This is a genomic window from Pseudoalteromonas luteoviolacea, assembly GCF_001750165.1.
Classification (GTDB): Bacteria; Pseudomonadota; Gammaproteobacteria; order Enterobacterales; family Alteromonadaceae; genus Pseudoalteromonas; species Pseudoalteromonas luteoviolacea_G.
This window is the reverse complement of the sequence record NZ_CP015412.1, coordinates 159,344-185,219: the sequence shown is the minus strand read 5'-3', so window position 1 is coordinate 185,219 and position 25,876 is coordinate 159,344. Positions and strand designations below refer to the sequence as shown.

Below are 25,876 nucleotides of genomic sequence, written 5' to 3'. Positions count from 1 at the left end.
GACAGGCTTATATCAAATCTCTGGTTTGAGTATGAATACAAGCTAAAAAATACTTAAGCTTCACTCCTCGGGAAGAAAAAGCTGCAGCCTGTTGGGTAAAAATGATCAAAGTGAATATAGGAGGGCTTATGTATTTTTTAAGATTCATAAGCCTCTAAAATGAAATGCTGGTGGAAGTTACACGTTAATCAATTTTAAAATATGATTTTGCCGTATCAATAAACACATCAATTTTGTCTTTATTCACACCTGAATGCGTCACTAAACGCATACCTTGATATCCAGGAGTCACATTGATGCCATTGCTAAACATCACTTCCGCAAACGCTTGCATGTTAACGCTCTCATCAACATTTAAAAACACTAAATTTGTTTGTACATCATATGATGAGCTATCAAAACCAGGAAGTTCATTGACACGCTGCGCTAAATAGCGCGCATTATCATGGTCTTCAGCCAAGCGATTAACGTTATTTTTCAGCGCATATATACCTGCAGCGGCTAATATGCCTGCTTGTCGCATACCACCACCGAGCATTTTTCTAAGTCTTCGTGCTTTTTCTATAAACTCGAAATCCCCCATGAGTAATGACCCGACAGGTGCTCCAAGCCCTTTCGATAAGCATACCGTCATCGAATCAAAGTATTGGCTGATCTCTTTTACATCCACCCCTAACGCAATCGCTGCGTTATATACTCTTGCACCATCCAAATGCTGCTTTAGCGCATATTTTTTAGTGAGTGCTCTCGCGTCTTTTAAATAATCTAGGCCCAGAACCTGACCACCGATGGTATTTTCTAGACTTAACATTTTAGTTCTCGCAAAATGAAAGTCGTTAGGTTTAATAGCCGCTGCGACTTTATCTAAGCAAATACGTCCATCAGGCAGGTTCTCTATAGGTTGAGGCTGCACTGAGCCTAATACAGCAGCGCCACCGGCTTCATACTTATAATTATGTGCATCTTGACCACAAAGATATTCATCCCCTCTGTCACAATGTGCAAGTATCGCCAATAAATTGGCCTGCGTACCTGAACTAACAAATAGAGAAGCTTCAAATCCATGCTTTTTTGAACTGTACTGCTCTAACTCGTTCACAGTGGGATCATCACCATAGACGTCATCACCAACCATAGCGTTACTCATTAAGCGCCTCATATTTTTGCAAGGCTGTGTCACCGTATCAGAGCGAAAATCAATCATAAAGTTTCCCTATTAAGTCAGTTATTACACAATATGTTGGCTAGAATATATCATTCTAAGCCAACTATAAAACCACTAACATTCAGAGGCTAAACATAAACAGCTCAGCAGACGTTATGTCAATGGGCGGCTATCTTCGACAATGCCAAACTCCTTGTTTAAAACCGGACACGTAAGCTTGCTTTCGGTAGCTTCAAACTGGTAACCCTCTACAGAGTCTATAACTTCTCCTTCCATACGTATCATTTTTTCAATCCCTGATGGCGTATATAAAATCAGTACTTTCACTTGCTCATTCGTTTCATTTCGAAATCCTCTTAATGAGTTGATTGGGCAGAAAATAAACGTTCCTGGGGTTGCCTTATATTGATTATCGCCATCAAATATTGTCAGCGTTCCACTTATTACTAAAAATGATTCTTGCTCATTGGTATGCGTATGGAATGGCCCGCCTTGTCCAGGCTTAATAATTGATTCGATCAGAGAAAATTTTCCCTCTGTCTGCTCGCCATTGATGATTTCTCGGTATAAATTTCCCGATGATTTAAGATAACTTCCACTTTTAGGGTAATTCAAAAGTACTTTGTTCATTGCTTTATCCATTATTCATTCCTTTATCTTGATTACAGTAGAGATAGATATAAGTGACTGACCACTTAACGTTATGTATAAAATAGTGAGAGACATAGCAGAGTGAGATAGAGGCCAAAACCAAAGGAAACATGCGCACCAATACTCTTTAATCTAGCAATATTAGCTTTTGGCATTTTGCTCGCTGCGATGCCCATACCAAAACATGGCTGCATCACAAAAAAAGGGAAACACACCGTCAATGTGCCGAATAAAATTACGAACAATGGGTTTAACAACAAACTCATATTTATCACTTGCGCGATAAAAATAATGGTAAGGGCGAATATCACACCAGTAATGTAATGGACGACCCAACCTGTAATACCTTCAAAGTTTTTGGCCTTTGCGTTGGCAATACTTTGATGCGACAACTTGCCCTGTAGGCAGTGGATTGTCCAACGACCCACTAAAGCATAATTTAACGGTTGAATACCAAAACTACGTTTTAAAAATTCACTCCAGATATCCATAAACACAGTGGCACCAAGCCCAACAATGATAGATAACCCTATCAATTCAAACACACTTTCGTATAAGAACATGCATATCTCCTTAAAGCTGCGTTCAGCAAAAATTAAACTAGTCAAAAAACTATGCCACTTCAAGCCGACTTTAAGTCAAGAAAAAATTGGAGAGTTGTGGACAGGTGCTGTCCCAGGTTTATTAACGAATTTAACGGTGTGGTGAAAAGCTAATGTGCCTTAGCAGACACCAGAAATTGAGATAAAATGTCAGTCAAGTTATCCAAAACAATTGGTTTCGTTATGTAGTCATTCATGCCAGCTTCAATACAAGCCTCTCTATCTCCTTTCATGGCGTTTGCAGTCAATGCTAAAATTGGAATGTTTAAAAACCGCTTACCACCTTCACCACTGCGGATCCGTCTAGTCGCTTCAAAGCCATCCATATATGGCATTTGGCAATCCATTAACACCAGCTGGTACGCATACTTCGCAGCGAACAGCTTCTCTAATGCCTCTTTCCCGTTGCTTGCCAACTCAGTTTTGAGCCCCAATGAATCTAGCATTTTTTTAGCAACCAACTGATTGACAGGGTTATCTTCTACCAACAGAACCACCTGCTGCTCAAATGTCATTAAGTCTAAGTTTTCCTTTAGTGATGGTGCAACTTCAGTCTCCTTAACAGACTTTACAAACCCTTCAAATTCACTTTGTGTGAATGGTTTATTAAAACGACTATTGAATCCACAATCACTAAAATATTGACTGCTCTCTACATCATTTAATAGCGTTAAAATAATTGCTGTTGTATTTGGGCCTAAAGACATTTTTTTAAGCCGGCGCTCTGACTTTTTCCCTTTTACATAACGGCTTAATATTAATAAATCAGGAGGCGTGTTTAAGTATAATTTTGACTCGTCTAAATCACACGCAATGCTAACCATTGAGGCATACTTGCCAACAACACTTTTAAGTGTATTGGCCGCTGACTTATTGCTATCAATGATTAACACTGAATTGAATTGAGTAATTGGCGGTACATGCTCACAAGGCATTGACTCGAGCATAATTTCAAAACTAAAAATACTCCCCACCCCCAACTCGCTCTGCAACGATGCTTTCCCTCCCATAAGTTGACAGAGGGTTCTAACAATGGCTAGACCGAGTCCCGTTCCACCGAATCGCCTCGTTGTCGTTGAATCGACTTGTGAAAATGACTGGAATAATTTTTGCTGTTTATCAAGTTCAATACCAATGCCAGTATCTTTAACATGCCCTATCAACTTCACTTTACCATTGTGATCTTCGGTGCTAAGCGTAATAATCACTTCGCCTTCACTTGTAAACTTCAATGCATTACTGATCAAATTACCTAATATCTGTTTAAACCGAATAGGATCGCCTTTAACACTGCGTGTTGTTACGTTCACCGTATCTAATACCAGCTCAATCCCTTTTCCATGCGCAGCATGTGCATGAGTCTGCACTAATGATGCACTTTGCTTAATAAGATCGAATGCTACCTTTTCTATTTCTAGCCGACCCGCTTCAATCTTTGAAAAGTCTAAAATATCGTTAATCACGACCATCAGAGCATCTGCGCTAGATTTTGCTGTCATGACATAGTTATGCTGGACCTCGTTCAGACCTTCTTTCTCGACCAGATCTAACATCCCAATCACTCCATTCATAGGAGTACGTATCTCATGGCTCATATTGGCCAAAAACTCTGATTTATGCCGTGAGGCTTCTTCAGCTCTTTTTTTAGCAATGGCTAATTCGTGATTTGTATTGAGCAGCGCTTGCTGTGCTTGTTTAATAGCAAAGTTATGTAACTCACCCACCATGATTGCAAAGCCAAAATTGAAAACCAACTGTGCGACCATAATAGTAATAAAGAACAGTTGGATATAAATACTTGTATCCGTCATGATGCTTGTCGCACTATCCTGGATTGGAGCACTAATCCTAAAAAAACCAGCTGTGTTTAAGCACCCTAACCCCAGAACAACTAATGCACCTGATACTTCGAATCGGTTTCTTCGATGCTCAAGCATAAAAACCACCATCCATATGGAAGTACTTAAGATTGTAAATACGGCGAGCTTTAATCGATATTCATAAGAATCGAACCAAAAAGTAAAGCTCATCAAAAGTATCAAAAATCCGAATATATATGCTCCCAAAACTCTCCATGGAGGACGCTTATCAACCGCGTAATACAAACCAATTAACATCATGATTAAGGAAAGTTGCCCACACAAATTGGATGCAATGTGTTTAAAAAAATAAGGCAGTGCATTTTGCGCAGCAAATAAACCAAAATTAGCCACAAGTAACCAAGGTCCTACAGCCCAAAATGCGGTCGCTTTGATATTACGATTAGCCATCCATAGAAAAGTCAACGCAGTTGCCGAAGCAACAATGCCAACTGCACACATCAACAATATTGTTTGTGTCGATAGTGCCAGCATTCGCCCTCGCTTTTATATGATTAAATATAGATTCAGTTACTAAAAAAGTAGGAGAGAGCACACTCAAAGTAAAGTACTATCGCTTGAAACTTCAATAAATTATTGCATTTATATATATGCACAGACCCAACTCCTTCCTTTCAAAAATGAACACTCTGACACGGCCATATAGAGATAACAAAAAGTTACAAATTCTTAAATGAAAGTTTAAATTTTAAATGATAACTTAATTCCGCCATTAATTTATTTATATTTAAAATATAGTGGCATCACTAAATTGAAAATCAAAAAGGAAATTGTTTAAAATGAAATTTACAAAAGTGGCCTTAATTCTAGCAACTCTATCAGCAACATCAGCGGTCTACGCAGACTCAGGTTTAGGTGTGAGTATTACCGAAAAGCCACGTCCTGGTGTACCACAAGCGCGATGGACCTACATTGATATCACAGACAGTTATGGACAAAATGGAATTGCCAAGTTCAACTACAGCATTTCTAACTACAACATCAACTTTGATTGGATAACAAATAACGGTTTAGTTGGCGGCTGTAATATCTACTACGATGTAAACAAAGACAGCTCCAATGCATGGGACGATCAAGTGGCAAGGCGTCGCTATGACACAACTAAATTAATCTTGTCAAACCTAAAGCAAGGCGACCGACTTTTTGTGCAATCAGCATTTGGTCAAAATTCTGCACCGTGCGAAGTAACTGTCTCGCATAAAATTGGGCTATAACTGACCTGATAAGATTGAGGGATTATCTCCCTCAATTTTTGACTAACATAAATATACTTTGTTTTAGTGCGAACCAATATATTTACGACTATCTTTGACAGTATTGCAACAAACTCAATCGTACTATGGAATTAATTGAGCTCATATACATCAGCACCGTCACAACGCCTTTAAGCGATGCAGAGTTAGAAACATTAAGAAGACAATGTGCCGCGGCCAATCAATTAAGCAGTATATCTGGTATGTTACTCTACGATAGACATCACTTCATGCAGGTTATTGAAGGGGATAAGGCGACAGTCGAACAGCTGTTTGAGCACATAAAGCAAGATAAGCGACATACTGAAGTGGAAGCGCTCATTAGCAATCCGATTGGCAAACGTAACTTTAGAAAATGGGCTATGGGGCTTATTGATTTGGATAAAGAGCCCTCTTATCACAAAATCAAAGAGACTAGACCTCATCGACGCCTGCCGTTGAGTTATAAACTCCTCAAGTCATTTCGCAATCATGAATTTGAAATTGAAGAACATATCAAACGCTCTTTCGGCTCCTAGAAGAAATTGAGCATTGCTCATTCCTCACCAATAATCTAGCTCAATTGAGCAGTGGTGTAATTGACTGTAATAGGAAAAGCAATAATTCATTGAAAAACACATATTTTGTCCATTTTTGTATATTTAAATTCAAATGCACATTTCTCAACTATGTATTTTTTATGGACAATATATTTTTAAGCACCGCAATCATTATTGCAGTAATGAGTTTAATTGCTTTGATAAAAACAAACCAGCTGCGTAAAAAGGATTTAAAAGTCTTAAATGAATTGAAAAAAGCAAAAGAGGCGCTGAGTAAATCTGTGCTTTATCACGGTACCAGCGACATCCCAAATTATCTATTCTTTATGCAGAAATTAATAAAAGTAGATAGAAAATTCTCTCAATTTCACGTCTCTTTAATTAAACTTGGGAAAACATCAGTTTTTGACTCCATTGAAGGCAACGAGGAAACCTTAACTCAGCTTTTTAAAGAGGTCGGTAAGTCATGCCAGCCGTTCGCGCTCGCTCTGCATGATTCCGATTATATGGTTATGGCATTTGTAACCCATGACACAGGTACAGATCAACGAGAAGCTGAAGCGAAACAAAAGGATATTTTATCCAAATTACCAAAACAAGTATGGGTTAATAATACGCAAGTCCCTATTGATTACGCGATTTCTTCTATGAGCCTCACTGGTCAGTCATCTTTATATGGCATAGACAAGGTGCAAAGAAGGTTAACCTTTTCTATGAAATATGCTTTGGAATCTCAAACTGGTACTTTTTTTCATAATGAAAAACTCTATCAAGCAGAAATGTATCGGAAACACGTATTACTTAAATTAATGAATAGTATTTCATTCAACCCTGATGACTTTTACCTCGTTTTCCAACCAATATTCAAATCTTCTGACATTGACAATCCAAAACGTTATGAAGCACTGATACGTTGGAGGAATACAAAAAATCTTGGCCCTAAAGCTTTTATGCCAATGATTGAAGGTAAACCTGAACTGCATAGTGAGCTGACCAAGATCGTCATCAACCAGATCTATTCAATGCTAAAGATAAAACTGGATGCGCACGAAAAACTTAAACCAATCCATATGAATATATCAGCCCAGCTATTAGAAGACGAAAACCTACTTGCTTATGTGAAAAAAGTGATTAGAGATACTCCTTCTATCGCGGCATTTATCACTTTTGAACTTACCGAAGGCAGTAACCTTAAACTAAGTGATAACGCTATAAACACATTAAGAAAAATGTCTAACTTAGGTTTTAGTTTTTCGATAGACGATTTCGGTAAAGGAGATAGTGGACATGAGCTGCTAAACAGTCGTTACTTTAACTCTGTAAAAGTCGATAGAACTTTCATTGCACATGTTCAAGATAAAGAAGCAAATGCGCCAAAATTGGACTTGATGATCAAAACCGCGCAACACAGCAAGAAAACGGTAATCGTCGAAGGTATTGAAAATAGATTCCAATACGAATACGTAAAACGCTACCCAAATATATATATACAAGGATATTTCGCATCTGTACCACTCACAATGAATGAGTTTTTATCAAACGAGCAAGATGCGGCTTAATGAAGTTGTATTAAACGATCTTACGTCGGTTTCGGCTTCTATTTAGTTGAAGCCGACTAAGAGTGGCAATTAATTTTTCGATTTGAGCCAAAACAGACTGCCCTCTACAGAGCACCAAGCAGTCAGTCCACCTTTATTGATATACTCGGTCACACTATTAGGTTTATCTCCACCCATTTGCTTAATGCCTTGCCCACAAATAGATACTAAATCAGGGAATAACGCTATTACTTTTTCTTTTAAAGCCTTTGTCTCTGGATTACTACCATGCTGAGCATATTCATTCAGAAGCTTAGTTGCACTGTCTATTAACTTATTTTCACTGAACAAATGGCAACTATATTTGTTTAAAAGCGCCGTCAAGCTAGACCATTTACGCTTTTTAATATAGCAACTATAAAGTTGGTAGCGGTTCTCATAATAATCATTAGGCGCCAATTGAAGTAATTCTTCCAACTCCTTTTGCGCTAAGTCATAGTGCTCTAAGTTAAAGTGTATTTGCGCTTTCCTCGCTTTTAAAATTAAATAAGGCTGTACCTCACTGAGGTTTTCTAGCTCATCTGCATACTGTTCAATAAAGTGTTTTGTTATAAGCTCTCGTTCAATCACAGTAATCAGGTCATCGATAAGCTTAAGCGTCGAAGAATTATTTTGACTCAATATTTCGTTGAGATGACTTTCGATTTGTTTACGGTTAAACCCTGGAAGAGTACTCGCTTCATCTGCTTTTGATAGGCAATGCTCAGAAAATCGTAATTCATATGCCGTTTTACTGATACATAATTCAAGATCTTGATAAGCTGAAATAACTGTTGTGGCAAAGTCTTGTTTATCTGATGAAAAAGTTTTTGTTGCATTCAAATAGCCTTGAAAACCACTTAATACACTTTGTAACTTATCCAATTGATTATATTGCTCAATATTTAATTCTATTTGTTTTATAAAGTTGAGGGAGCTAAGCATTCCAGAGCAATAATTCGGTAATGGCATACCTCTTTGCAATGCATTTTCTAGGTGAAGTTTGGTTAAGTCACATTCTTTAGGTAACGAGAAATCTCCTTGCATGACTCTGTCCATACAAAGGTTATAATATTCCATTAACGATTTTAACTCTAGTTCGTCTTCTGGTACTTCTTCTGCAAAGAGCTCAGGGATCCAAACACTTGGTAAAACTGTTTGAGGCGTCAAACCTAAACCAGTTATATACCCTTCGATGAAAAATGGATCAGGCTGCTCTTTCGACAAAAAATACAACTCATCTATCACTTTCTTAATGCTTTGTAATCCTTAAAAAGCCACTTAACTTTATGTTTATATTAATATCATACATGAGTAACCATATTATTTATACATAAAAATAACTTACGGCTACCAAAGCCACTAAAATATAAAATATAAATCCATATAAAGTTCCAATAAAAGATACATTCTCTACTTAAAGAATTGAGTACTCATTTTTCATATAACATAGTGCCAACTGCCTAAATAATTGACATATTTAATATAATAAATTAATTTGATTATCCTTTTAAAGTGAACTATTCGGTAAAACTTAAGCGCTATAAAAAAACAATAACATGCGTAAGGTTTCTATGTTCACCAAATAAAAATCAACGAAACGACCTACTCCCTTTCGACTTCAAGCTCTTTTACAATAGTTTCAGCTTCCTCATGTCCTCTTGAAGCTGCTGCTCTTAACAGCTTTTTGGCTTCAGTCGTGTAAACATCACTGTTTTGCCTTTTGAGTAACATAGCTAGCTTGTACATCCCCTCTAACGCCTCCTCTCCAGCAGCTAATTGTAGCCACTTCAATGCTTTGCGCACTGACTCACTGGATGTTTTCTGAGCATAGTAATCACCTAGTAAAATATAACTTTTAACAAATTGCATATCAGCCGCACGTTGTAACCAAGCTAAACCATCTTCCTTTTTATCTATTGATAAGTTTAAAGCCCCTAAGTTATGCATTGCATCAGGTAAACCTAAGCTGGCTGAACGTTTAAAGTAATTGAGGGCCAAACTAGTGTCGACAGTGACATGTAGCCCATCCCTATAAATCTCGCCCAACGAATTAAGCGCGATATCATCATTTTGTTCCGCAGCTTTTATGAAATAACGCCTTGCCTTGGCATAGTCATTGCCAATATTAATACCATGGTAAAAGTGTTCACCGATAAAAGAAGCAACATTAAAGTTGTTTGCTCTCGCTAATTGGGAAATCGCCTCGATTGCTTTATCTTCATTTTTTTTGACCCCTTTTCCATACCAGTAAAATTCCGCAACTTTATTTAAGGCCTCGACTTCTCCCAACATTACCGCAGTTTGGTACCAATTAAGTGCCAACTGCATATTTTTAGGATGTTGGACGTCAGATTCATACCAAACACCCATTTTTAATGCCGCGGAAGCATTACCTGACTTGGCCGCGCTTTTGAGCAATATAAGTGCATCTTGAATGGTTTTATTGGGCACTCTGTTGGCGACGATTAACTCAAACTGCTTTACAACACAGCGCTGGCAATTGTCTGCGCTTTGACCTAGCAATTCAAATACATGCAATGCATCAACGCCTTGCTGTATTAAACAATTGCTATGTCGTATCGTCGTATTCATAGCGCCAAGTTCATGTGCTTTTTTGAATAGCGCACACGCTTTTTCAAGCCCCCCCTCTTCACCTTTGTCTAAATAGAGATCTCCCAGGTTAAGCATTGCTGCAATGTGATTATCTTTCGCAGCTTGCTCATATAGCGCCTCAGCTTTAGATTTATTCTTTTTAACAACTACGCCATTTAGATAAAAAGTCGCCAGATTATTTTTCCCCAGCGCAGATCCAGAGTCAGCCGCCCTAGCATAGAGAGCCGCCGCTCTTTCAAGATTCTGCTCTACTAATTCGCCCTGTTCATAAAGAACCCCTAATCTCGCCATTGCACTGCCAGAACCAAGCGCCCCTGCTCGCAAATAATATAATTTTGCAGTGTCGAAACTGATCAGTTCTCCAAAATCACCATTTTGATACGTTTTTCCCAACTCTTCGACTGCCATCACATCATTACGGTTCGCAAATGACTTTAAGACTTCAACAACAGGCAAGTCCTTTTCCCGATTAAAACGCATCCCCCTAACTAGGTTAATCAAACAGTCTTGTTGACCTAGTTTTGCACCTTCAAAAAAGTATGACTTTGCTAAGGTCCAACTTTGTACAAGTACAACCTCTGCGGCCTTACAAAAGCTCGGTGCATACCCTGCTTTTGCCGATAATAAGTAATACTCAAGTGCTAAATCCTTACTCTGTGCTTTCCCATCACCATAAAAATAAGCATCGGCCAAATGAAAAGCTGAGAATCGATTTCCTAAATTTGCAGCTTGCTCAAATAAAACCAACGCTTTTCTGCGGTCCTGCTCTACACCTAAGCCTTCATTATACAGTGATGCCAAATTATGTATCGACTGTGCATCTTGGAGCTGCGCCCCTTGCTCATATAACGTAATAGCTTGCTCATAGTTTTGCGTTACGCCATTTCCTACTTCAAACAAACGACCTAAGTTTCCATAACTTGATTTACTACCGAGCTCAATCGCCTGCTCAAAGTACGTCTTTGCCAATGCAAAATTGACGGCAACACCATCTCCATTGTTGTACATCATGCCTAAATTATTTAACGCATCGCTTTCACCGTGTTTGGCCGCAGTCGTATACCAATAAAGCGCTTGCTCTGTATCAAGTAAACTCGTGTGATACAAATACCCAAGTTCAAAAGCACACTCTTGATGGCCTCGAGCATAGCTCACCTGAAAATAGTCTTTAGCCTTATTTAAATCACCTAGCGTTTTTGACTCCCGATAAACAACACCTAAACCGCATAGTGCTTTTATGTCTCCTTGATAGGCAGCATTGGCAAATAATTGCTGTGCGGTTTCATACCCCTTCTCTTCTTTCCAGTGCCTGATAAAAATATAACCAAGCTCAGTCGCTGCTGAAGGTTCTCCTAATTCAATTGCACGAGCGTACAGGTTCATCGACTTTTTCAGATCGGCTTTCACGCCATCTCCACCAAAGCGATACCATTTTGCTAAAAACATAATTGCAGGGGTATAGTCTCGCTCGGCCGCTTTAGTCGCCCACTCTATTGCACTGCCTTGCACATAGTTTTGGCCATGACCTTTCAAGAGACTTTTTGCGATCTGTAATTGGGCAGGTCCATATTCGTATTCAGCTAGCTCAGTTAGTATCTCGAACTCATAATCAAAGTCCTTAAGTCGATAGGCTTCTTGCGCCAGTAAAAGGTAGCTTTGCGCAACAAGTGCATCATTAGGCACATCATTGGGTTTATGAAAAAGCAAGTGAGGCTCAACATTGTTCTGGCTAAGGTTACAGCCAGATAAAATAGAAATAAAAATAGCTAATACTAAGAATCTCATACAAAAATCTAATCTTGGTGATGCTAAGGCCAAGCCTGCCAGCATGGACAATCAACGGCAGGTCGTTACAAGTAATATTAGTCAAGATTCGTATATTTAACATCAAACTACGCAGCGTTATCTACACAAAGCCATAAGTTTGCATCAATCTACAAACTGTTTACAATGAGGTTCATCATGTGGATAGGGAGTCACTAAATGGATTTTAAGAAAAGAATAAATGCAATGCGTGCATATAAAGAGCAACAAGACCTCTCTATTAGCATTGAAAGCGATAGGGGGCGCATTATTAATTGTTCAGCACTAAGGCGCTTGCAACAAAAAACACAAGTATTTCCACTTGAGCGAAATGCAGCGGTAAGATCTCGCCTTACGCACTCTCTTGAAGTACAGCAAAATGGACGCTTTATTGCGCAATCAATTGTAAAAGAGTTAAACACCAGAAATGATATACAGTGCTCTCTATCAATAGAAGTGGCTAATGCTTTGGTGAGCTTGGTAGAGATGGCTTGCCTGATGCACGATATAGGAAACCCCGCATTTGGTCATTTTGGCGAAGCCGCTATCAACGACTGGTTTAAAAGATACTTTAAGTCCCACGAAGTGTTTAACCACACACAATCCCCCTCCCCCCTGCAAGAAAAGTTAATTTTAGACTTATGCAATTTCGAAGGTAATGCGCAAGCTATTCGTATTGTGACCACTTTAGCTAATTTGAATTTAACTTACTCTCAAATTGCCGCAATTCTAAAATACACACGCTGTGGCACCTCAGCTAAGCCGAGCAGTAATAAAAATTGCTATTTAAAGAAAAAGGTTGGCTATTATTTTAGTGAACAACCCATCGTAAAACAGCTGTGTGACAAATTAGAAATCCCTTTAGGCAATCGTCATTTAGCAGCATACATAATGGAAGCCGCTGACGACATCGCCTATTGCTTAGCAGATATCGAAGATGCTGTAGTTAAAAACTTTCTCAATGTTGCGCAAGTGATTGAACTTTTAAAGCAAGAGTATCGTCGTCAACTCAAAAGCTTGCAATTGATTCATCATGATGATCTGATAGACCAAGCTTGTGACAGAGCCCTCAAAAGAGCGAATCAAAATCCTGCCAATTTAAGCACTGAGTTTTTTATCTATTTACGAGTCGAACTCATTCACCCGCTAGTAAAGCATGCGACTGAGCGCTTCATTCAAAATATAGATGAAATCTTTGAAGGCAGCTTTAATCAGGCATTGTTGGAAGACAACAGCTACCAACATGCGATTACTCGTTCGTTAAAGCAAGTCGCTTTAAAACATGTTTTTTGTCACCCAGAAGTAGAAGAATTGGAGCTACAAGGCTATAAAATCACCTTTGGGATTTTAAATGAATACCGCCGCTTACTGGATGTCTCTGAAAAAGCGTTTAAAGGTATCATTGAACATAGTCATAATTACCCCATTGAAGTAAGGTTACTTAAGCGCATACCCGGTCAATACATTTCGGTCTATCAAAAAGCCATTGCAGAGCTGCGTTTAGAACAGCAAAACCAGCCTATTTACGAGTTTTATTATCGTTGTAGACTTATTCAAGATTATATCAGTGGCATGACAGATCAGCTTGCATACGACACATATCGAACCTTGTTGGTTGCTGATTAAACAGGTTAGATTTAATGCACTTCATCTAGTGCTTATGCATAATCAAAATGGATTGCGGAACACACCCGCAACGACGCAGGTGTAGCCCGTCACCCTGAACTCGCTTCAGGGCTCATAACCCTCTCAAATATGGATTACGGAACAAGCCCGCAACGACGTAGGTGTAGCCCGTCACCCTGAACTCGCTTCAGGGCCCGTAACCCTCTCAAATATGGATTGCGGGGCAAGCCCGCAACAACGTAGGTGTAGCCCGTCACCCTGAACTCGCTTCAGGGCTCATAACCCTCTCAAATATGGGTTACGGAACAAGCCCGCAACGACGTAGGTGTAGCCCGTCACCCTGAACTCGCTTCAGGGCCCATACCCCTCTCAAATATGGATTGCGGGGCAAGCCCGCAACAACGTAGGTGTAGCCCGTCACCCTGAACTCGCTTCAGGGCTCATAACCCTATCAAACATAGATTGCGGGGCAAGCCCGCATCGACGTAGGTGTAGCCCGTCACCCTGAACTCGCTTCAGGGCCCATAACCCTCTCAAATATGGATTGCGGGGCAAGCCCGCAACGACGCAGGTGTAGCCCGTCACCCTGAGCTCGCTTCAGGGCCCATAACCCTCTCAAATATGGATTGCGAAACAAACCCGCAACGACGCAGGTGTAGCCCGTCACCCTGAACTCGCTTCAGGGCCCATAACCCTCTCAAATATGGATTGCGAAACAAACCCACAACGACGTAGGTGTAGCCCGTCACCCTGAACTCGCTTCAGAGTCCATAACCCCCTCAACATAGATTGCGGGACAAACCCGCAACGACGAGAGTAAGTAGAGCGCAGCTTCTTTATAAACCTAGCTTTGGTTTAGTGTCATACCGTTCAGTTCAGAAACAATCCAATTTCTAAAAGCTTGTACCTTTGGCCAAGCAAAATGGCTTTCAGGCGCAACTAAGTGATAGCTATATTCACACTGCCACGCAAACTCAGGGTGTATCTCTAACTGGCCCATTTCAACAGACTGTGCAACCATGCGCTTACGCAATAAAGAAAACCCCTGCCCAGCAACGGTCGCTTGTTGCACGAGCGCTGCATTATCAATTTTAAGGTTGCTCAAAGTGTGGCCTTTAAGGCCAAGTTGAGTACTTAAATTCCGCCAAGCAACCTCATTATCTCGCCCTTCATCATAAATGAAGTTGAGTTGAGTTAATTGCGGTCGCAAAGGTTTACTCGGATTAATTACACCTGGGCGATACGCTATCACAAGCTCATCTTGGGCTATTAACTCACTTTTTAACCCCGGGTAGTCACCTAAACCAAACCGGATCCCTATGTCTATATCTTCCCGGTTAAAGTCTGCAAGTTGCTCCGTTGGATCTATACGAAGCTGATAGTCAGGCAGCGCACTATTAAAACTTGTCAGCCGTGGCAACAACCAACAGGTTGCAAACGACGGTAATACTGAAAGGTGAATTGTATTGGGGTTGGGATCTGACTTCAGGGCGGACAAACCCGTTTCAATTTGGCCAAACCCAGTTTGCAAATATGGTAGCAGCTCTTGACCTTGCTGCGTTAATGACACTTTTCTTGTTTGCCGCTCAAACAGTGTACAACCCAGCTGATGCTCTAAAATTCGGATCTGCTGACTCACCGCAGCCTGAGTGACAAACAGCGCTTCTGCGGCTTGTTTAAAACTCCCTAACTGCGCTGCTGTTTTAAAGTACCAAAGCCCTTTAAATGGTGGTGTTTTCATCACTTTATACTTAAGAAAATCTTAACTATGGTTCATAAATTCTCGTTTGTCAGTTTTATGAATGCACTCAATACTTAATGTGAATATCAAAGACAAAGGGAGTCTTTATCGTGAAATACGCAATTATATTAGCATTTCCGTTGGTGACATTTACGTCGGCAGCTACTCAGTTAAATACAGAAAAGATATTTACTGACGCAGGTTACCCCTATAAAAACTTAATTATGAAAGCTGAAAAAGTAGAACTACTTTATTCTCAAGAACAAAATAAAACCACTTGTCGTATTAAGGTGTACGATGAAGGGAGTTTGCATGAAAGCAAGCAGGTAGAAGTCGCCTCTGATGAGTTTGGTAAACAGCCGGTGAAAAGCTGCCTAGAAAGGGAGCGTGCTAAACATATCTTGAGTTTGCTCTAAAACATCACCGCATTTAATCCATAACACTGCACCAAAAACTTTTGTTTTTTAATGAAAGCTCAATGGTGCAGCCATGCTTTCGGCTCATCGCATTTAAATCGAGCAACATATATGAGCCGGACCACCGCAAATCGATACTACAAAGGCATTTTCAGACTATACGAGATCTATACTTGGCTTTAAGTACGGCTGACACCTCAAGCAAAGAAGCTAAAAGCAATACATATCAGGCACCTGAAAATAAACACAGCGCGAATAATACACAAAGCCATGTCTCTGCTGGCCACAATTTTGGCATCAAAGTCGGTGAGGCTTTATTCCACGACTGATAAACGACAAAAACGTTTGGCCAAGTGCTGGATAATGATTGGTAAAAACAGAGAGAACTTTATCGCTACCTAGTGAGCTGCAAGGCTCTGACTGCTCAAGCAGCATCAGCTGTTTTAAGCCCATTCTTCCTTTATCTGAAGACATCAAAAAGTGCATAAATGCCCAACTGCTCCGATACAATATATCTGGCTTAAATGCGCGCCATTGTGCTTCTGCCCCAAATAATTGCAGTGGACTCATAACCTGACCTTGTAAAAACCCCTTGCGTGATACATGCTCAAAAGATGAAACCTTACCAACTTGCATAGACACATCTATCGACTCAAAGTACTCCGCCAGTCCCTCATTTAGCCACCTCGGTGAAAAGCCAATCACAGCTTGGTTAATCGCATGTACAGCTTCATGGATAGCTGTTCGCATGGTTTGTTGATAAGAGCGCTGCTCTAATAAAGCGGTATTTCTGATACCAAAATAAACCCCAACATTACCAGAAGGGTCTCCACCAAAGCTTTTTACAGTGCGCTCATAGGCGGCTCTTGAAGGCAACACAACAATTTTGAGCTTGACTTTACGCATTGCGCTTAACCCCAAAATACTGGTATAACCCCTAAAAACAGACTTGAGTTTAGTCTTAAGTTTATTTCTAAATTGATTTGATATGGCCTCACCTGATATTTCTAACTCAAAATAATCAAGTGTACGGCCACTGCGAGGCTGATAGGTCTCAGCGCCTTGGCTGGGCTTTTTATCAGAATAGTTTCGAATCCCTTTGCTATCTACCCAAGTATAAATCCCATTCTCTAATCGATACTTTACTTTAGTCCCGACATGGGTTTGACATAAACCAAAATGCCTTAAAGCGTCTAAATGCTCCACTGTTCTATAGGGCTTTTTGTGAGGTTTAGTATTGGTGGCTTGCGTTTGATCCGTTTTTTTAGTTTGCACAGAGCTATCTACGACGGTGTCTTGTGATGCATTTGAAAGTAAGTCAGAAAACCAAAATTGACGACCATCGAAAAATAAGTACAAGAATACAGACAAACTAATAACACAAGCCATTGAAATAGCACCCATCCATGTGTTCATATTATTTAGTCATTCCTTTAGATTTTATGATTACATGCTCTCCTGATGTTAAATTATTTAATCTCTCAATGCTACGGGCTCATTCTTGTTCCTGAGCTTTACATAATCATAAATATCGAAGTTACACTATGTTCACAAAGCAAATAAACCCATGGGCGGTATTTGAATTAAGTGGGTGATGAAGAATAAAACAGACCAAATGTAACCAAGAGGTTGCCTTTATCTTTTTCGCAATCAGAGAATTAACCTATTGAACGCTTTGTGAACTTTTGTTACTTTTGTATGGCTACAATAAAAACATTAATAAAGGAGTTAAAAATGAAAGTTAAATTAAATAAGAAGCCATTAAAGCAACTATCAAAAAATAAAGTCGCATTCCCAGCAGAAGCGACACCTCAAGTAGCTGGTGGTAGTTACAAAAATCAGACTATTGTGGGTGCTTCATGTGACACTTGCCCTATTATAGTATAGTTTTAAGGCTATGTATTAAGGCTAAGTAGTTCATGCTTGGCCTTTTAAACCTCTTTTTTCTTGTATATCTCTTCGCAGCACCTCATTTAATAATTTGATTAAATTCTAAAATACCACCAATAACGATAAGGCTTCGTAATTTAAAGAGAAGAAAATCTTCCAGTTAGATTATATTTTAATAAGGCTTAAATACTCACTACAGCATTGACGATAACAAACTCATAGCAATAACACTTGATTCACTGCAAATACTCATTTCGTTGATATTCGATGTGAATTTCTTTTATGCCAAACTCGACAGACCATCAAGCTAAACACACCACTTGCATACGTGATTATTAGCGGAGCCTGAGTCCCTGCATCTTCAGCGTACATAAATGCATTAGACAACCCCCATGCAGCAACAGCCCCAACAAATAACCATAGCGCAGCCCAAGCCAACTTATACTTAGGCGCCGACGCATAACCGCTCAGCACCACACAAACTGCCGCCACTGACCCAATTGTTGGCTTTTTCCAAATGCCAATCGCTTCAGCGAATACACCCGCCAACGTTGCCGAGACAATAAAAGCAGCAATCACGATAAGAATAGAAAGACCAAAACGCAGGATTAAATTCATAGCATACTCGCATGATATCTTAGCTAGCACCAACCTAAACATATGTTATAGCGTTAAAATTATAGCGGTCAGGCTACTTTTCATAACTATAGCCTTAAATCTGAGCGTGCGCATATGATAAGTAATCAAACATGGATTGCGGAACAAGCCCGCAACGACGAAGGTGAGCTAAGCGCAGCTTGTTTAAACTCTCTGAGCCCAAGCAAGCAACAATTTATTAAAATCAACAACACTCCCCCAACCCCGTCACCCTGAACTCGCTTCAGGGTCCATAACTCCCTCAAACATAGATTGCGGGTCAAGCCCGCAACGACGTGGGTGAGCTAAGCGCAGCTTGTTTAAACTCTCTGAGCCCAAGCAAGCAATCAGCAATTTACTAAAACCAACAACACTACCCCCAACCCCGTCACCCTGAACTCGCTTCAGGGTCCATAACCCCCTCAAACATAGATTGCGGAACAAGCCCGCAACGACGAGGGTGAGTAAAGCGCCGATTCTTTAAACTCTCTAAGTACAGCCAAATAGAAGCAATTCACTAAAACCAACAACACTACCCCCAACCCCGTCACCCTGAACTCGCTTCAGGGCCCATAACCCTCTCAAACATGGATTGCGGGGCAAGCCCGCAACGACGAGGGTGAGTAAAGCACTGATTGTTACACAATCTAAACATGCAGCAACTCACTAAAACCAAAAACACTAAACCAAACCCCGTCACCCTGAACTCGCTTCAGGGCCCATTTCTCATTCAAATAGAAAGAAATTTATACACACAAACAAGTATGCTCAATATTTTCAAGGAGCGAAATATGCAACCAAGTGTATACATACTTGCATCTAAACCATATGGAACCATTTATATTGGAGTGACAAAGGATTTAAAAACGCGTGTATATCAGCATAAACATAACTTAACCAAGAGTTTTACGAGCCAATACAATGTGCATCATTTGGTGTATTTTGAATGCTACGATTCAATCACAACAGCCATCGAACGCGAAAAGCAACTTAAAAACTGGAAAAGAGCATGGAAAATTCAATTGATCGAGTCGTTTAACCCTAAGTGGCAAGACCTATATCACAAAATATAACCGGCAGTATTTCACTTTCTATTCACTAACACCAACAACACTCCCCCCAACCCCGTCACCCTGAACTCGCTTCAGGGCCCATAACCCTCTCAAACATAGATTGCGGAACAAGCCCGCAACGACGAGGGTGAGTAAAGCACTGATTGTTACACAATCTAAACATGCAGCAACTCACTAAAACCAAAAACACTAAACCAAACCCCGTCACCCTGAACTCGCTTCAGGGCCCATAACCCTCTCAAACATAGATTGCGGAACAAGCCCGCAACGACTTAGGTAAGAAAGTGCAACTTGTTTAAACCCACAACATCACCCTGAACTCGCTTCAGGGTCCATAGCCCTCTCAAACATGGATTGCGGGGCAAGCCCGCAACGAGAAAAAGTGCTAATCTTTAAAATCTGCAAACACAGTTTTGTTCAGCTCTACAACCGACAACACAGCCTTACTTTTTTTGTCGTAACCAAAATAAGCTCCCCTCAACACTTAGCCATGCTTTCTTCCCGCCCATTTCAATATAAGTGATGACTTCATCTTTAGAGCCAAGTGTGTAACCTAACACATCAGGAAGTTTGACTTTTTCTTGTCCTGTTAAAATTTTTACAAAATGTTTGTTTGCATTAATCAAATCTTGTTTAATTACATTTACCTCAGCAGACTCTCCTTCTAAAGCAAATAGCATCAAAGCTTCGGCTGACTTCATGAAAATCCCGCCTTCCTCATATTCGCTCAACAACACCGTTAACTTATCCCATTGTTTAAGCATGACTAAGCAATTTGCGTACAAATAACGGCAGGCTTGATTATCATTCGGGTTAAGCTTTAATAATTCTTCTAACTCAGTGCATGCTTTTTGGAACTGATTGCCTTCAAACAGTAGCCTTGCTTTGTGAAAACGCACAGCCATATAAGGCCGAGTCTCATGAATAAGCCAGAAGTGCCCTTCATTTTGTTGTTTGAACGCAGGTGTTATAAAAGTTTGCTCTTCTACATTAAGAAATTCATCAAATAAGTGCAGATCGTTAGCATCATCAAGCTGAAGCAATAACCGCACTGCATCATCTTTAGCATCTAGCACTTCGTCACTAAACTCATTGTAATCAAAGCCCTCAAATTCTGAATCAGCAAAGGCATCAAAATCAAACGGCGACATACTTAACATATCGGAAAGATCATGTATGGTCGAAGCCAGTCTCCTTTTTGCTTGCAAAGCTTCTTGCTCAAAAGATCGAGTCGGTTCAGAGTAAGAAAACGTCAACTTTGCCCTGTCAAAACTAGTAAACCCAGCAAATAAAGCTTGTGTGTTAGCGATCGCCTCTTTGTGCGCGGCAGGTAAATTTGAATCATTTAATACAGTACTCAGGCCAGCTAATAAAGCCATTACAAAACTTAGGTAAGGGCGCACCTTCATCTAGGGACTTTGCCATATCACTTTTTGATAGCACACACTGCTTTGGTAACTTATACGTTGCTTCAGCTACAGTCACCTGACTTTGCTCACTCAGATCCATTAAGGCTTGCAGTTGGCACCTCTCGATCGATTGGTAGTCCCCAAATATATTAACTAACCACTTATCAACCCGAACCTCAGTGCCTAGGGTTGCAAGTCCGACCAAAAACCCTTCAATGTAGTTATAATCAGGCTGGTGGGGGGTATTTTGTGAAAAAGCTAAGATAGTTTTTCGGGCCATTGAGTGTATCAATTGAAGTCCCTTATAAATTAGATATAAAATTAAAGCTTTACGTTACTCTGTTACCCATTGATACGCAATGCCTCACTGGCGCATCCTCTCGTTATCATTATTTTGCATAGTAATGAATAGCGCATATTTGTGTACTCTCCTGGTCCAACACATCAAAAAAAGATAAGATAACAGCGCTATCAATTAGTTAGAACAAAAACAACAGGATTTGGCCGTGCAGCAAATTGGCATTTATGAGCAGCTTATTACCCAAGTGGTAGAGCAAAACTTAAACCGCGAACAGTTTTATATTGGTGAACGTCAGCTTGAATCAAGCGAAGCCTCTGTGTGGCTATCACGCTTTCTCTCAAAACTGGTCGCCCATGCCATTGATGCTATCCCAAATAGTGATGACAACCGCATAACCAAGCAAATTGAGCTGGCCAACAAACTGGTATTTTGGTTAAAAGATCACATTAAAGACGAACAATTGATCAGCGAAAATCTCATTGATTCGCAAGGTCGTATCCTAACGGCATTGTTTGACAAGCAAAACCCTATTTCGAGTGACCTACCAAGCTATAGCAAAGACATATTTCCACAAACGGGACTGAGCCAAAGCGAGTTATTTTCAGGAGCAAACGCAGGTATATCTCTTGAGAGCGAAATCAAAAGAGAAATCTTATCCAGCGACACCATTTACTGGTTGGTGTCATTTATACGCTGGACAGGCCTGCGCATTTTTAAAGAAGAACTAAAGCGATATGTTGAAAGCGGCAAACAGTTAAAAGTAATCACCACGTCATACATGGGGGCGACTGAGCAAAGAGCCATCGACTTTTTAGCCAGCTTGCCAAACACCCAAGTAAAAATCAGCTACAACAATGATAGCCAACGCCTACATGCCAAATCCTATTTATTTTTGCGAGATAACGGTTTTCACACCGGCTATATTGGCTCATCCAATTTATCAAAAGCCGCATTGTCTAACGGCTTGGAGTGGAACTTAAAAGTCACTAATCAAGAGATCCCACATATTATTCAAAAAGCGTTGAGCACGTTTGAAACCTATTGGGAGTCTGATGAATTTGAACGCTACACAGGTAAAGTGCCTTGCCAAAACAAATTAACGCAGGCGCTCAATGTCGCAAAAAATCAACAAACTGATACCTCACACTTTTATTTAGATATTCAGCCAAAACCGCATCAAAAAGCCATGCTTGAAAAGCTCAATGCTGAGCGAAGCGTACATGGTCGATATAAAAACCTAGTCGTTGCAGCCACAGGTACTGGGAAAACCTTGATCTCCGCGTTCGACTTTGCACGATTTTTAAAGCAAAACCCACAAGCCAAATTACTCTTTGTGGCCCATCGAGAAGAGATCCTAAAACAAGCGCGCTCAGCATATCGTGCTGTGCTCAAAAACAACCAATTTGGTGAGCTGTGGGTCGGAGGACACAAGCCAAGTAGCTTTAACCACCTATTTGCGTCAATCCAAACGCTCAATAATCAATTAGAGTCACTTAACCTCACTGCCGACTTTTATGATTACATTGTCATTGATGAAGTACACCATATCGCAGCAAACAGCTACCGAGGTGTGATCAATCATTTTGCACCCAGAATCTTACTCGGTTTGACTGCAACACCCGAAAGACAAGATGGTGGCAACATTCTAGGTGATTTTGATGATGTCATCGCCGCAGAGCTACGATTACCAGAAGCCATAAACAATCGCTATTTGATCCCATTTCAATATTTTGCCATTGATGATGACACCGACCTTAGCCGGGTTTCTTGGCAACGTGGCCGTTACGATGTTGGTGCGCTTACACACGTATTCACGCAAAACGACCATCGCGCCTTAAAAATCATGCAAAGCCTAGCGGATATCGTCGCGAACGTGCACGCCATCAAGGCATTGGCATTTTGTGTTAGTAAGCAACATGCCATATTTATGGCCGAGCAATTTAACTTAAAAGGCATTAGCAGTGATGTATTGACCAGTGACAATGCCAATGACAGACACGATAAACAGCAAGCCCTCAGACAAGGCGATATTCAAATATTGTGTGTGGTAGATATTTTTAACGAAGGCGTGGATATTCCAGAGGTCGACACCCTACTATTTTTACGTCCAACAGAAAGCTTAACTTTATTTTTGCAACAGCTTGGCCGTGGTCTGCGCTTAACTCACGACAAAGAATGCTGTACCGTTTTGGACTTTGTGGGTAATGCACGACCTGAATATGACTTTGCCAGCAAGTTTAGAGCGCTGATCGGTAAAACCAATACGTCAATCAGCCAAGAGATTGAAAGCGGGTTTGCACATCTGCCTTTAGGTTGTCGCATTGAGTTACAAAAACAAAGTAAAGATATCATTCTTAAAAATATTAAAGGTGCCATAAACAACAAGCGTCGACTACAAGCACTGCTCAACCGATACCATCAAGACACCAACTTACCGCTCACACTCGCTAACTTCTTACAAGTTAACCCAAGTGTGACTTTAGAAGATGTATATAAGCTCTCTCTAGGTAAATCAGGTGGATGGCATTGGCTCACCAATCAAAATGCCTCAACGACGGAGCTTGAACAAGCTCAAATACAAGCCTATTATCGCGCTATCAATACCCAATTAATTACATGCAACTCACTCAGTTACTTGCAGTTTTTACAGTCTTTATGTAAACACAATTTTGATTTTACTAAGCTTACGAGCATGCCAAACAGCACTACCTTTGCTTTAATGACACACTATAATTTTTGGGAAAAATCAGGTAAGCAAACAGGACACCAAGACATTACCACCAGCTTAAAAGCACTTGCCAATAAGCAACTACAAGCTGAGCTCAGCGACGTGCTTAACATTTTAATAAACCGTATTCATCACCAAGAGCAATCACTGTCGGGCTTACCAAACACAGCCTTACAGTTACATAGCCGATATTCCCGAGAGCAGATACTCGCAGCGATTGGCGCAAGCACCTTTGAGAAAAAATCCCCTGCACGTGAAGGCGTGTTAGAACTCAAAAGCCACAATATCGAGCTGTTATTTGTGACCCTCACTAAATGCGAGAAAACCTATTCCCCAACCACACTATACAAAGACTTTGCCATCAGCCCCACCCGCTTTCATTGGCAGTCACAAAACAGCGCAAGGCCGGAGCGAGGTAAAGGCTTGAGCTATATTGCCCACCAAAAAACTGGCAAGCGCATCTACTTATTTGTACGAGAGCAAAACAAAGACGAAAACGGTCGCACTATGGGCTTCGTCAATTTCGGTGAGGTGCAGTATGTGACGCATACAGGCAGCCAGCCAATGAATATTACGTGGGACTTGCTTCACCCCATGCCAAGTGAGTTATGGCATGAGGCTGGGAAGTTAGCAGTTGGATAGCACGGCATAAGGTAGACTACTTCGGTTTTTTCTTTTCAGAGTTTTCTATCATGGACTGAGCTGCACTTCCTAAAATAAAGAATAAAATTGAAGCCACTACAAAAAGAAACACCTGTGCATAGATTACAAAGCTAGATTTACCTTCACTAATTAAAATCAAAGTGAGTGTAGTGAGTGAAGGTATCAGACCAAAAACCAAAATGAGAGCTATCAACAATGATACTCTCTGCCAAATTACTTTTTGATGAATCAGTGAGCCTGAAACTAGCTTGACTAGCAATTGTCCAAATAGAATTGAAGCTGCAAAACTCCAATCTGGTGCCTCTATAAAGCCACGAAAGTCTGCGGAGTAAGTTTTGACTATTCCTATAACGATAAACGGTAACAAGATAAATAGATACTCAGTAAGTATAATTACCCAAGCATCTATATGATTATTACTATTCATTATCTAACTCTAACTGTTGAAAGTTCAGGTCAACTTTATGATGAACTCTCGATATCTGATACTTAACATCAATTATTTCACCTTTTTTATCGTAGAAAATTAATGTTAAAAGATCACAATACAGAGCATCCCCAGGAGCTATAATCACTCTTCTCTGGTGAAACTTATTTAACCAAGTCGGATCGAGAAGTTTAGCTGAAATAGACCTCTTGTCTTTCATAAAATCCCACATAGAATTGCCAAGTAAATCAGGCTTTTTGACGATTAAAGTTTCTGTAGAGCTAGCCTCTTCAATACGATCAACAACAAGCGATTGAAGCTCTTCGTCCGAGAGGTAAAAGTTTTTGTTGATTTTTTTAATCGTCGTGTGGCTTTTTAAATAGGCCTCGTCGATAGTATTAAGCGAATTAGTTGCCTTTCCTATCTCTGAGTAACCTTTAAGTAATCTGTGCTTATCCAGAGAGAATACGTTTGGAAATTCTTCTAAATCCATTTCATGCGCCATACTCGAAATACTTTGCTCCAGCGAGTCTATTTCGTCGATGCTTTTTATAGTTTCTTTATCATAAATAAACTCCAAAACTAACTCGGTGCACCTATTTAAATAGTCTGCCAAACGCCTCTTCTTATCACTGGTAACATCTCCTTTGATTCTTAAAGATAACCAAGATTCTAGAGAACCCTCTTTAACATTAGACAGTAAAAACTCTGACTGTGTTTCCACCGCAACAGAGTTTAGAAAACATAAATGGAACAACTCAATCGAAGAAATCAAATGACTCATTGAATCAAAAACTCTTTGCGGATGATGGGAGTTATGCTCAAAGTCAATTTTAATACAAATATCTTTAAACTCTATTTCTTCAACACTCATAAAACA

General features: G+C 40.1%; 21 protein-coding genes. 8 read left to right on the top strand and 13 right to left on the bottom strand.

What is annotated here, in order from left to right; genetic code table 11:
• Positions 1–184: 184 nt before the first annotated feature.
• From ltaE to S4054249_RS21525, 4 genes are all read right to left on the bottom strand, one after another.
• Positions 185–1,204, bottom strand: coding sequence for a low-specificity L-threonine aldolase (gene ltaE, locus S4054249_RS21540; RefSeq protein ID WP_046358008.1), 1,020 nt, complete (start codon positions 1,202–1,204; stop codon positions 185–187).
• 114 nt (positions 1,205–1,318) lie between these two features.
• Positions 1,319–1,807 (bottom strand): cupin domain-containing protein, encoded by a 489-nt coding sequence (locus tag S4054249_RS21535; protein ID WP_052961137.1) that lies wholly within the window; start codon positions 1,805–1,807, stop codon positions 1,319–1,321.
• A 59-nt stretch (positions 1,808–1,866) separates the two neighbouring features.
• Positions 1,867–2,379, bottom strand: coding sequence for a DUF2938 family protein (locus S4054249_RS21530; RefSeq protein WP_046358007.1), 513 nt, complete (start codon positions 2,377–2,379; stop codon positions 1,867–1,869).
• A gap of 149 nt (positions 2,380–2,528) precedes the next feature.
• Positions 2,529–4,772: a response regulator gene (locus S4054249_RS21525; RefSeq protein WP_052961136.1), complete on the bottom strand. Its 2,244-nt coding sequence runs from the start codon at positions 4,770–4,772 to the stop codon at positions 2,529–2,531.
• Between the two features lie 305 nt (positions 4,773–5,077).
• Between S4054249_RS21525 and S4054249_RS21520 the strand changes: the two genes are divergently transcribed.
• The 3 genes from S4054249_RS21520 (at position 5,078) to S4054249_RS21510 (ending at position 7,649) form a co-directional block, all read left to right on the top strand.
• The gene (locus S4054249_RS21520) at positions 5,078–5,512 is read left to right on the top strand and encodes a hypothetical protein (protein WP_046358006.1); all 435 of its coding nucleotides are present in this window, start codon (positions 5,078–5,080) and stop codon (positions 5,510–5,512) included.
• Positions 5,513–5,637: 125 nt separating this feature from the next.
• Positions 5,638–6,069 (top strand): BLUF domain-containing protein, encoded by a 432-nt coding sequence (locus S4054249_RS21515; protein WP_052961135.1) that lies wholly within the window; start codon positions 5,638–5,640, stop codon positions 6,067–6,069.
• An 89-nt stretch (positions 6,070–6,158) separates the two neighbouring features.
• On the top strand, positions 6,159–7,649 hold the full coding sequence (locus S4054249_RS21510; protein ID WP_145925104.1) for an EAL domain-containing protein: 1,491 nt from the start codon (positions 6,159–6,161) through the stop codon (positions 7,647–7,649).
• A gap of 69 nt (positions 7,650–7,718) precedes the next feature.
• Here the strand turns inward: S4054249_RS21510 and S4054249_RS21505 are convergent, their stop codons facing one another.
• Complete coding sequence (locus S4054249_RS21505) at positions 7,719–8,894, bottom strand: UPF0149 family protein (protein WP_196302580.1); 1,176 nt, start codon at positions 8,892–8,894, stop codon at positions 7,719–7,721.
• 378 nt (positions 8,895–9,272) lie between these two features.
• Positions 9,273–12,068, bottom strand: a complete 2,796-nt coding sequence (locus tag S4054249_RS21500; protein WP_167354863.1) for an SEL1-like repeat protein — start codon at positions 12,066–12,068, stop codon at positions 9,273–9,275.
• A gap of 198 nt (positions 12,069–12,266) precedes the next feature.
• On the opposite strand from S4054249_RS21500, the gene dgt reads away from it, so the two are divergent.
• Entirely contained in the window at positions 12,267–13,712 is a 1,446-nt protein-coding gene (gene dgt / locus S4054249_RS21495) for a dGTPase (RefSeq protein WP_046358002.1), read from the top strand.
• 844 nt (positions 13,713–14,556) lie between these two features.
• Here the strand turns inward: dgt and S4054249_RS21490 are convergent.
• Positions 14,557–15,453, bottom strand: a complete 897-nt coding sequence (locus tag S4054249_RS21490; protein ID WP_046354155.1) for a LysR substrate-binding domain-containing protein — start codon at positions 15,451–15,453, stop codon at positions 14,557–14,559.
• Between the two features lie 110 nt (positions 15,454–15,563).
• Between S4054249_RS21490 and S4054249_RS21485 the strand changes: the two genes are divergently transcribed.
• Positions 15,564–15,869, top strand: a complete 306-nt coding sequence (locus S4054249_RS21485; RefSeq protein ID WP_046354156.1) for a hypothetical protein — start codon at positions 15,564–15,566, stop codon at positions 15,867–15,869.
• 297 nt (positions 15,870–16,166) lie between these two features.
• Here the strand turns inward: S4054249_RS21485 and S4054249_RS21475 are convergent, their stop codons facing one another.
• Positions 16,167–17,285: a DUF1570 domain-containing protein gene (locus tag S4054249_RS21475; protein ID WP_052960823.1), complete on the bottom strand. Its 1,119-nt coding sequence runs from the start codon at positions 17,283–17,285 to the stop codon at positions 16,167–16,169.
• 318 nt (positions 17,286–17,603) lie between these two features.
• Between S4054249_RS21475 and S4054249_RS26720 the strand changes: the two genes are divergently transcribed.
• Positions 17,604–17,756 carry a hypothetical protein gene (locus tag S4054249_RS26720; RefSeq protein WP_155401326.1) on the top strand — a complete coding sequence of 51 codons (153 nt, stop codon included), beginning with the start codon at positions 17,604–17,606 and terminating at the stop codon, positions 17,754–17,756.
• A gap of 252 nt (positions 17,757–18,008) precedes the next feature.
• Here S4054249_RS26720 and S4054249_RS21470 read toward each other — a convergent pair whose 3' ends face one another.
• Positions 18,009–18,377, bottom strand: a complete 369-nt coding sequence (locus tag S4054249_RS21470) for a hypothetical protein (RefSeq protein ID WP_046354158.1) — start codon at positions 18,375–18,377, stop codon at positions 18,009–18,011.
• An 809-nt stretch (positions 18,378–19,186) separates the two neighbouring features.
• Between S4054249_RS21470 and S4054249_RS21465 the strand changes: the two genes are divergently transcribed.
• Positions 19,187–19,468 carry a GIY-YIG nuclease family protein gene (locus tag S4054249_RS21465; RefSeq protein WP_046354840.1) on the top strand — a complete coding sequence of 94 codons (282 nt, stop codon included), beginning with the start codon at positions 19,187–19,189 and terminating at the stop codon, positions 19,466–19,468.
• A gap of 443 nt (positions 19,469–19,911) precedes the next feature.
• Here the strand turns inward: S4054249_RS21465 and S4054249_RS21460 are convergent, their stop codons facing one another.
• Together S4054249_RS21460 and S4054249_RS27050 are read right to left on the bottom strand one after the other, a co-directional pair.
• Positions 19,912–20,847 (bottom strand): CDC27 family protein, encoded by a 936-nt coding sequence (locus S4054249_RS21460; RefSeq protein WP_230851931.1) that lies wholly within the window; start codon positions 20,845–20,847, stop codon positions 19,912–19,914.
• A complete protein-coding gene (locus S4054249_RS27050) occupies positions 20,810–21,157 on the bottom strand; it encodes a UPF0149 family protein (RefSeq protein WP_230851930.1) in 348 nt (115 codons plus the stop codon). Before S4054249_RS27050 ends, S4054249_RS21460 begins: the two co-directional genes overlap by 38 nt.
• A 226-nt stretch (positions 21,158–21,383) precedes the next feature.
• On the opposite strand from S4054249_RS27050, the gene S4054249_RS21455 reads away from it, so the two are divergent.
• Positions 21,384–24,548: a DUF3427 domain-containing protein gene (locus S4054249_RS21455; RefSeq protein WP_046354159.1), complete on the top strand. Its 3,165-nt coding sequence runs from the start codon at positions 21,384–21,386 to the stop codon at positions 24,546–24,548.
• Positions 24,549–24,564: 16 nt separating this feature from the next.
• On the opposite strand, the gene S4054249_RS21450 is transcribed toward S4054249_RS21455, so the two are convergent.
• Positions 24,565–24,996, bottom strand: coding sequence for a hypothetical protein (locus S4054249_RS21450; protein ID WP_046354160.1), 432 nt, complete (start codon positions 24,994–24,996; stop codon positions 24,565–24,567).
• Entirely contained in the window at positions 24,989–25,870 is an 882-nt protein-coding gene (locus tag S4054249_RS21445) for a hypothetical protein (RefSeq protein WP_046354161.1), read from the bottom strand. The genes S4054249_RS21450 and S4054249_RS21445 overlap by 8 nt, the downstream gene beginning before the upstream one ends.
• Between the last annotated feature and the right edge of the window lie 6 nt (positions 25,871–25,876).

What these genes read in the sequence shown, in the direction of transcription:
- S4054249_RS21450 (WP_046354160.1), bottom strand. Translation starts at nt 24,996, where the DNA reads ATGAATAGTAATAATCATATAGATGCTTGGGTAATTATACTTACTGAG.
- ltaE (WP_046358008.1), bottom strand. Translation starts at nt 1,204, where the DNA reads ATGATTGATTTTCGCTCTGATACGGTGACACAGCCTTGCAAAAATATG.
- S4054249_RS21525 (WP_052961136.1), bottom strand. Translation starts at nt 4,772, where the DNA reads ATGCTGGCACTATCGACACAAACAATATTGTTGATGTGTGCAGTTGGC.
- S4054249_RS21500 (WP_167354863.1), bottom strand. Translation starts at nt 12,068, where the DNA reads ATGAGATTCTTAGTATTAGCTATTTTTATTTCTATTTTATCTGGCTGT.
- S4054249_RS21520 (WP_046358006.1), top strand. Translation starts at nt 5,078, where the DNA reads ATGAAATTTACAAAAGTGGCCTTAATTCTAGCAACTCTATCAGCAACA.
- S4054249_RS27050 (WP_230851930.1), bottom strand. Translation starts at nt 21,157, where the DNA reads ATGGCCCGAAAAACTATCTTAGCTTTTTCACAAAATACCCCCCACCAG.
- dgt (WP_046358002.1), top strand. Translation starts at nt 12,267, where the DNA reads ATGGATTTTAAGAAAAGAATAAATGCAATGCGTGCATATAAAGAGCAA.
- S4054249_RS21530 (WP_046358007.1), bottom strand. Translation starts at nt 2,379, where the DNA reads ATGTTCTTATACGAAAGTGTGTTTGAATTGATAGGGTTATCTATCATT.
- S4054249_RS26720 (WP_155401326.1), top strand. Translation starts at nt 17,604, where the DNA reads ATGAAAGTTAAATTAAATAAGAAGCCATTAAAGCAACTATCAAAAAAT.
- S4054249_RS21515 (WP_052961135.1), top strand. Translation starts at nt 5,638, where the DNA reads ATGGAATTAATTGAGCTCATATACATCAGCACCGTCACAACGCCTTTA.
- S4054249_RS21490 (WP_046354155.1), bottom strand. Translation starts at nt 15,453, where the DNA reads ATGAAAACACCACCATTTAAAGGGCTTTGGTACTTTAAAACAGCAGCG.
- S4054249_RS21535 (WP_052961137.1), bottom strand. Translation starts at nt 1,807, where the DNA reads ATGGATAAAGCAATGAACAAAGTACTTTTGAATTACCCTAAAAGTGGA.
- S4054249_RS21460 (WP_230851931.1), bottom strand. Translation starts at nt 20,847, where the DNA reads ATGGCTTTATTAGCTGGCCTGAGTACTGTATTAAATGATTCAAATTTA.
- S4054249_RS21445 (WP_046354161.1), bottom strand. Translation starts at nt 25,870, where the DNA reads ATGAGTGTTGAAGAAATAGAGTTTAAAGATATTTGTATTAAAATTGAC.
- S4054249_RS21470 (WP_046354158.1), bottom strand. Translation starts at nt 18,377, where the DNA reads ATGAATTTAATCCTGCGTTTTGGTCTTTCTATTCTTATCGTGATTGCT.
- S4054249_RS21465 (WP_046354840.1), top strand. Translation starts at nt 19,187, where the DNA reads ATGCAACCAAGTGTATACATACTTGCATCTAAACCATATGGAACCATT.
- S4054249_RS21475 (WP_052960823.1), bottom strand. Translation starts at nt 17,285, where the DNA reads ATGAACACATGGATGGGTGCTATTTCAATGGCTTGTGTTATTAGTTTG.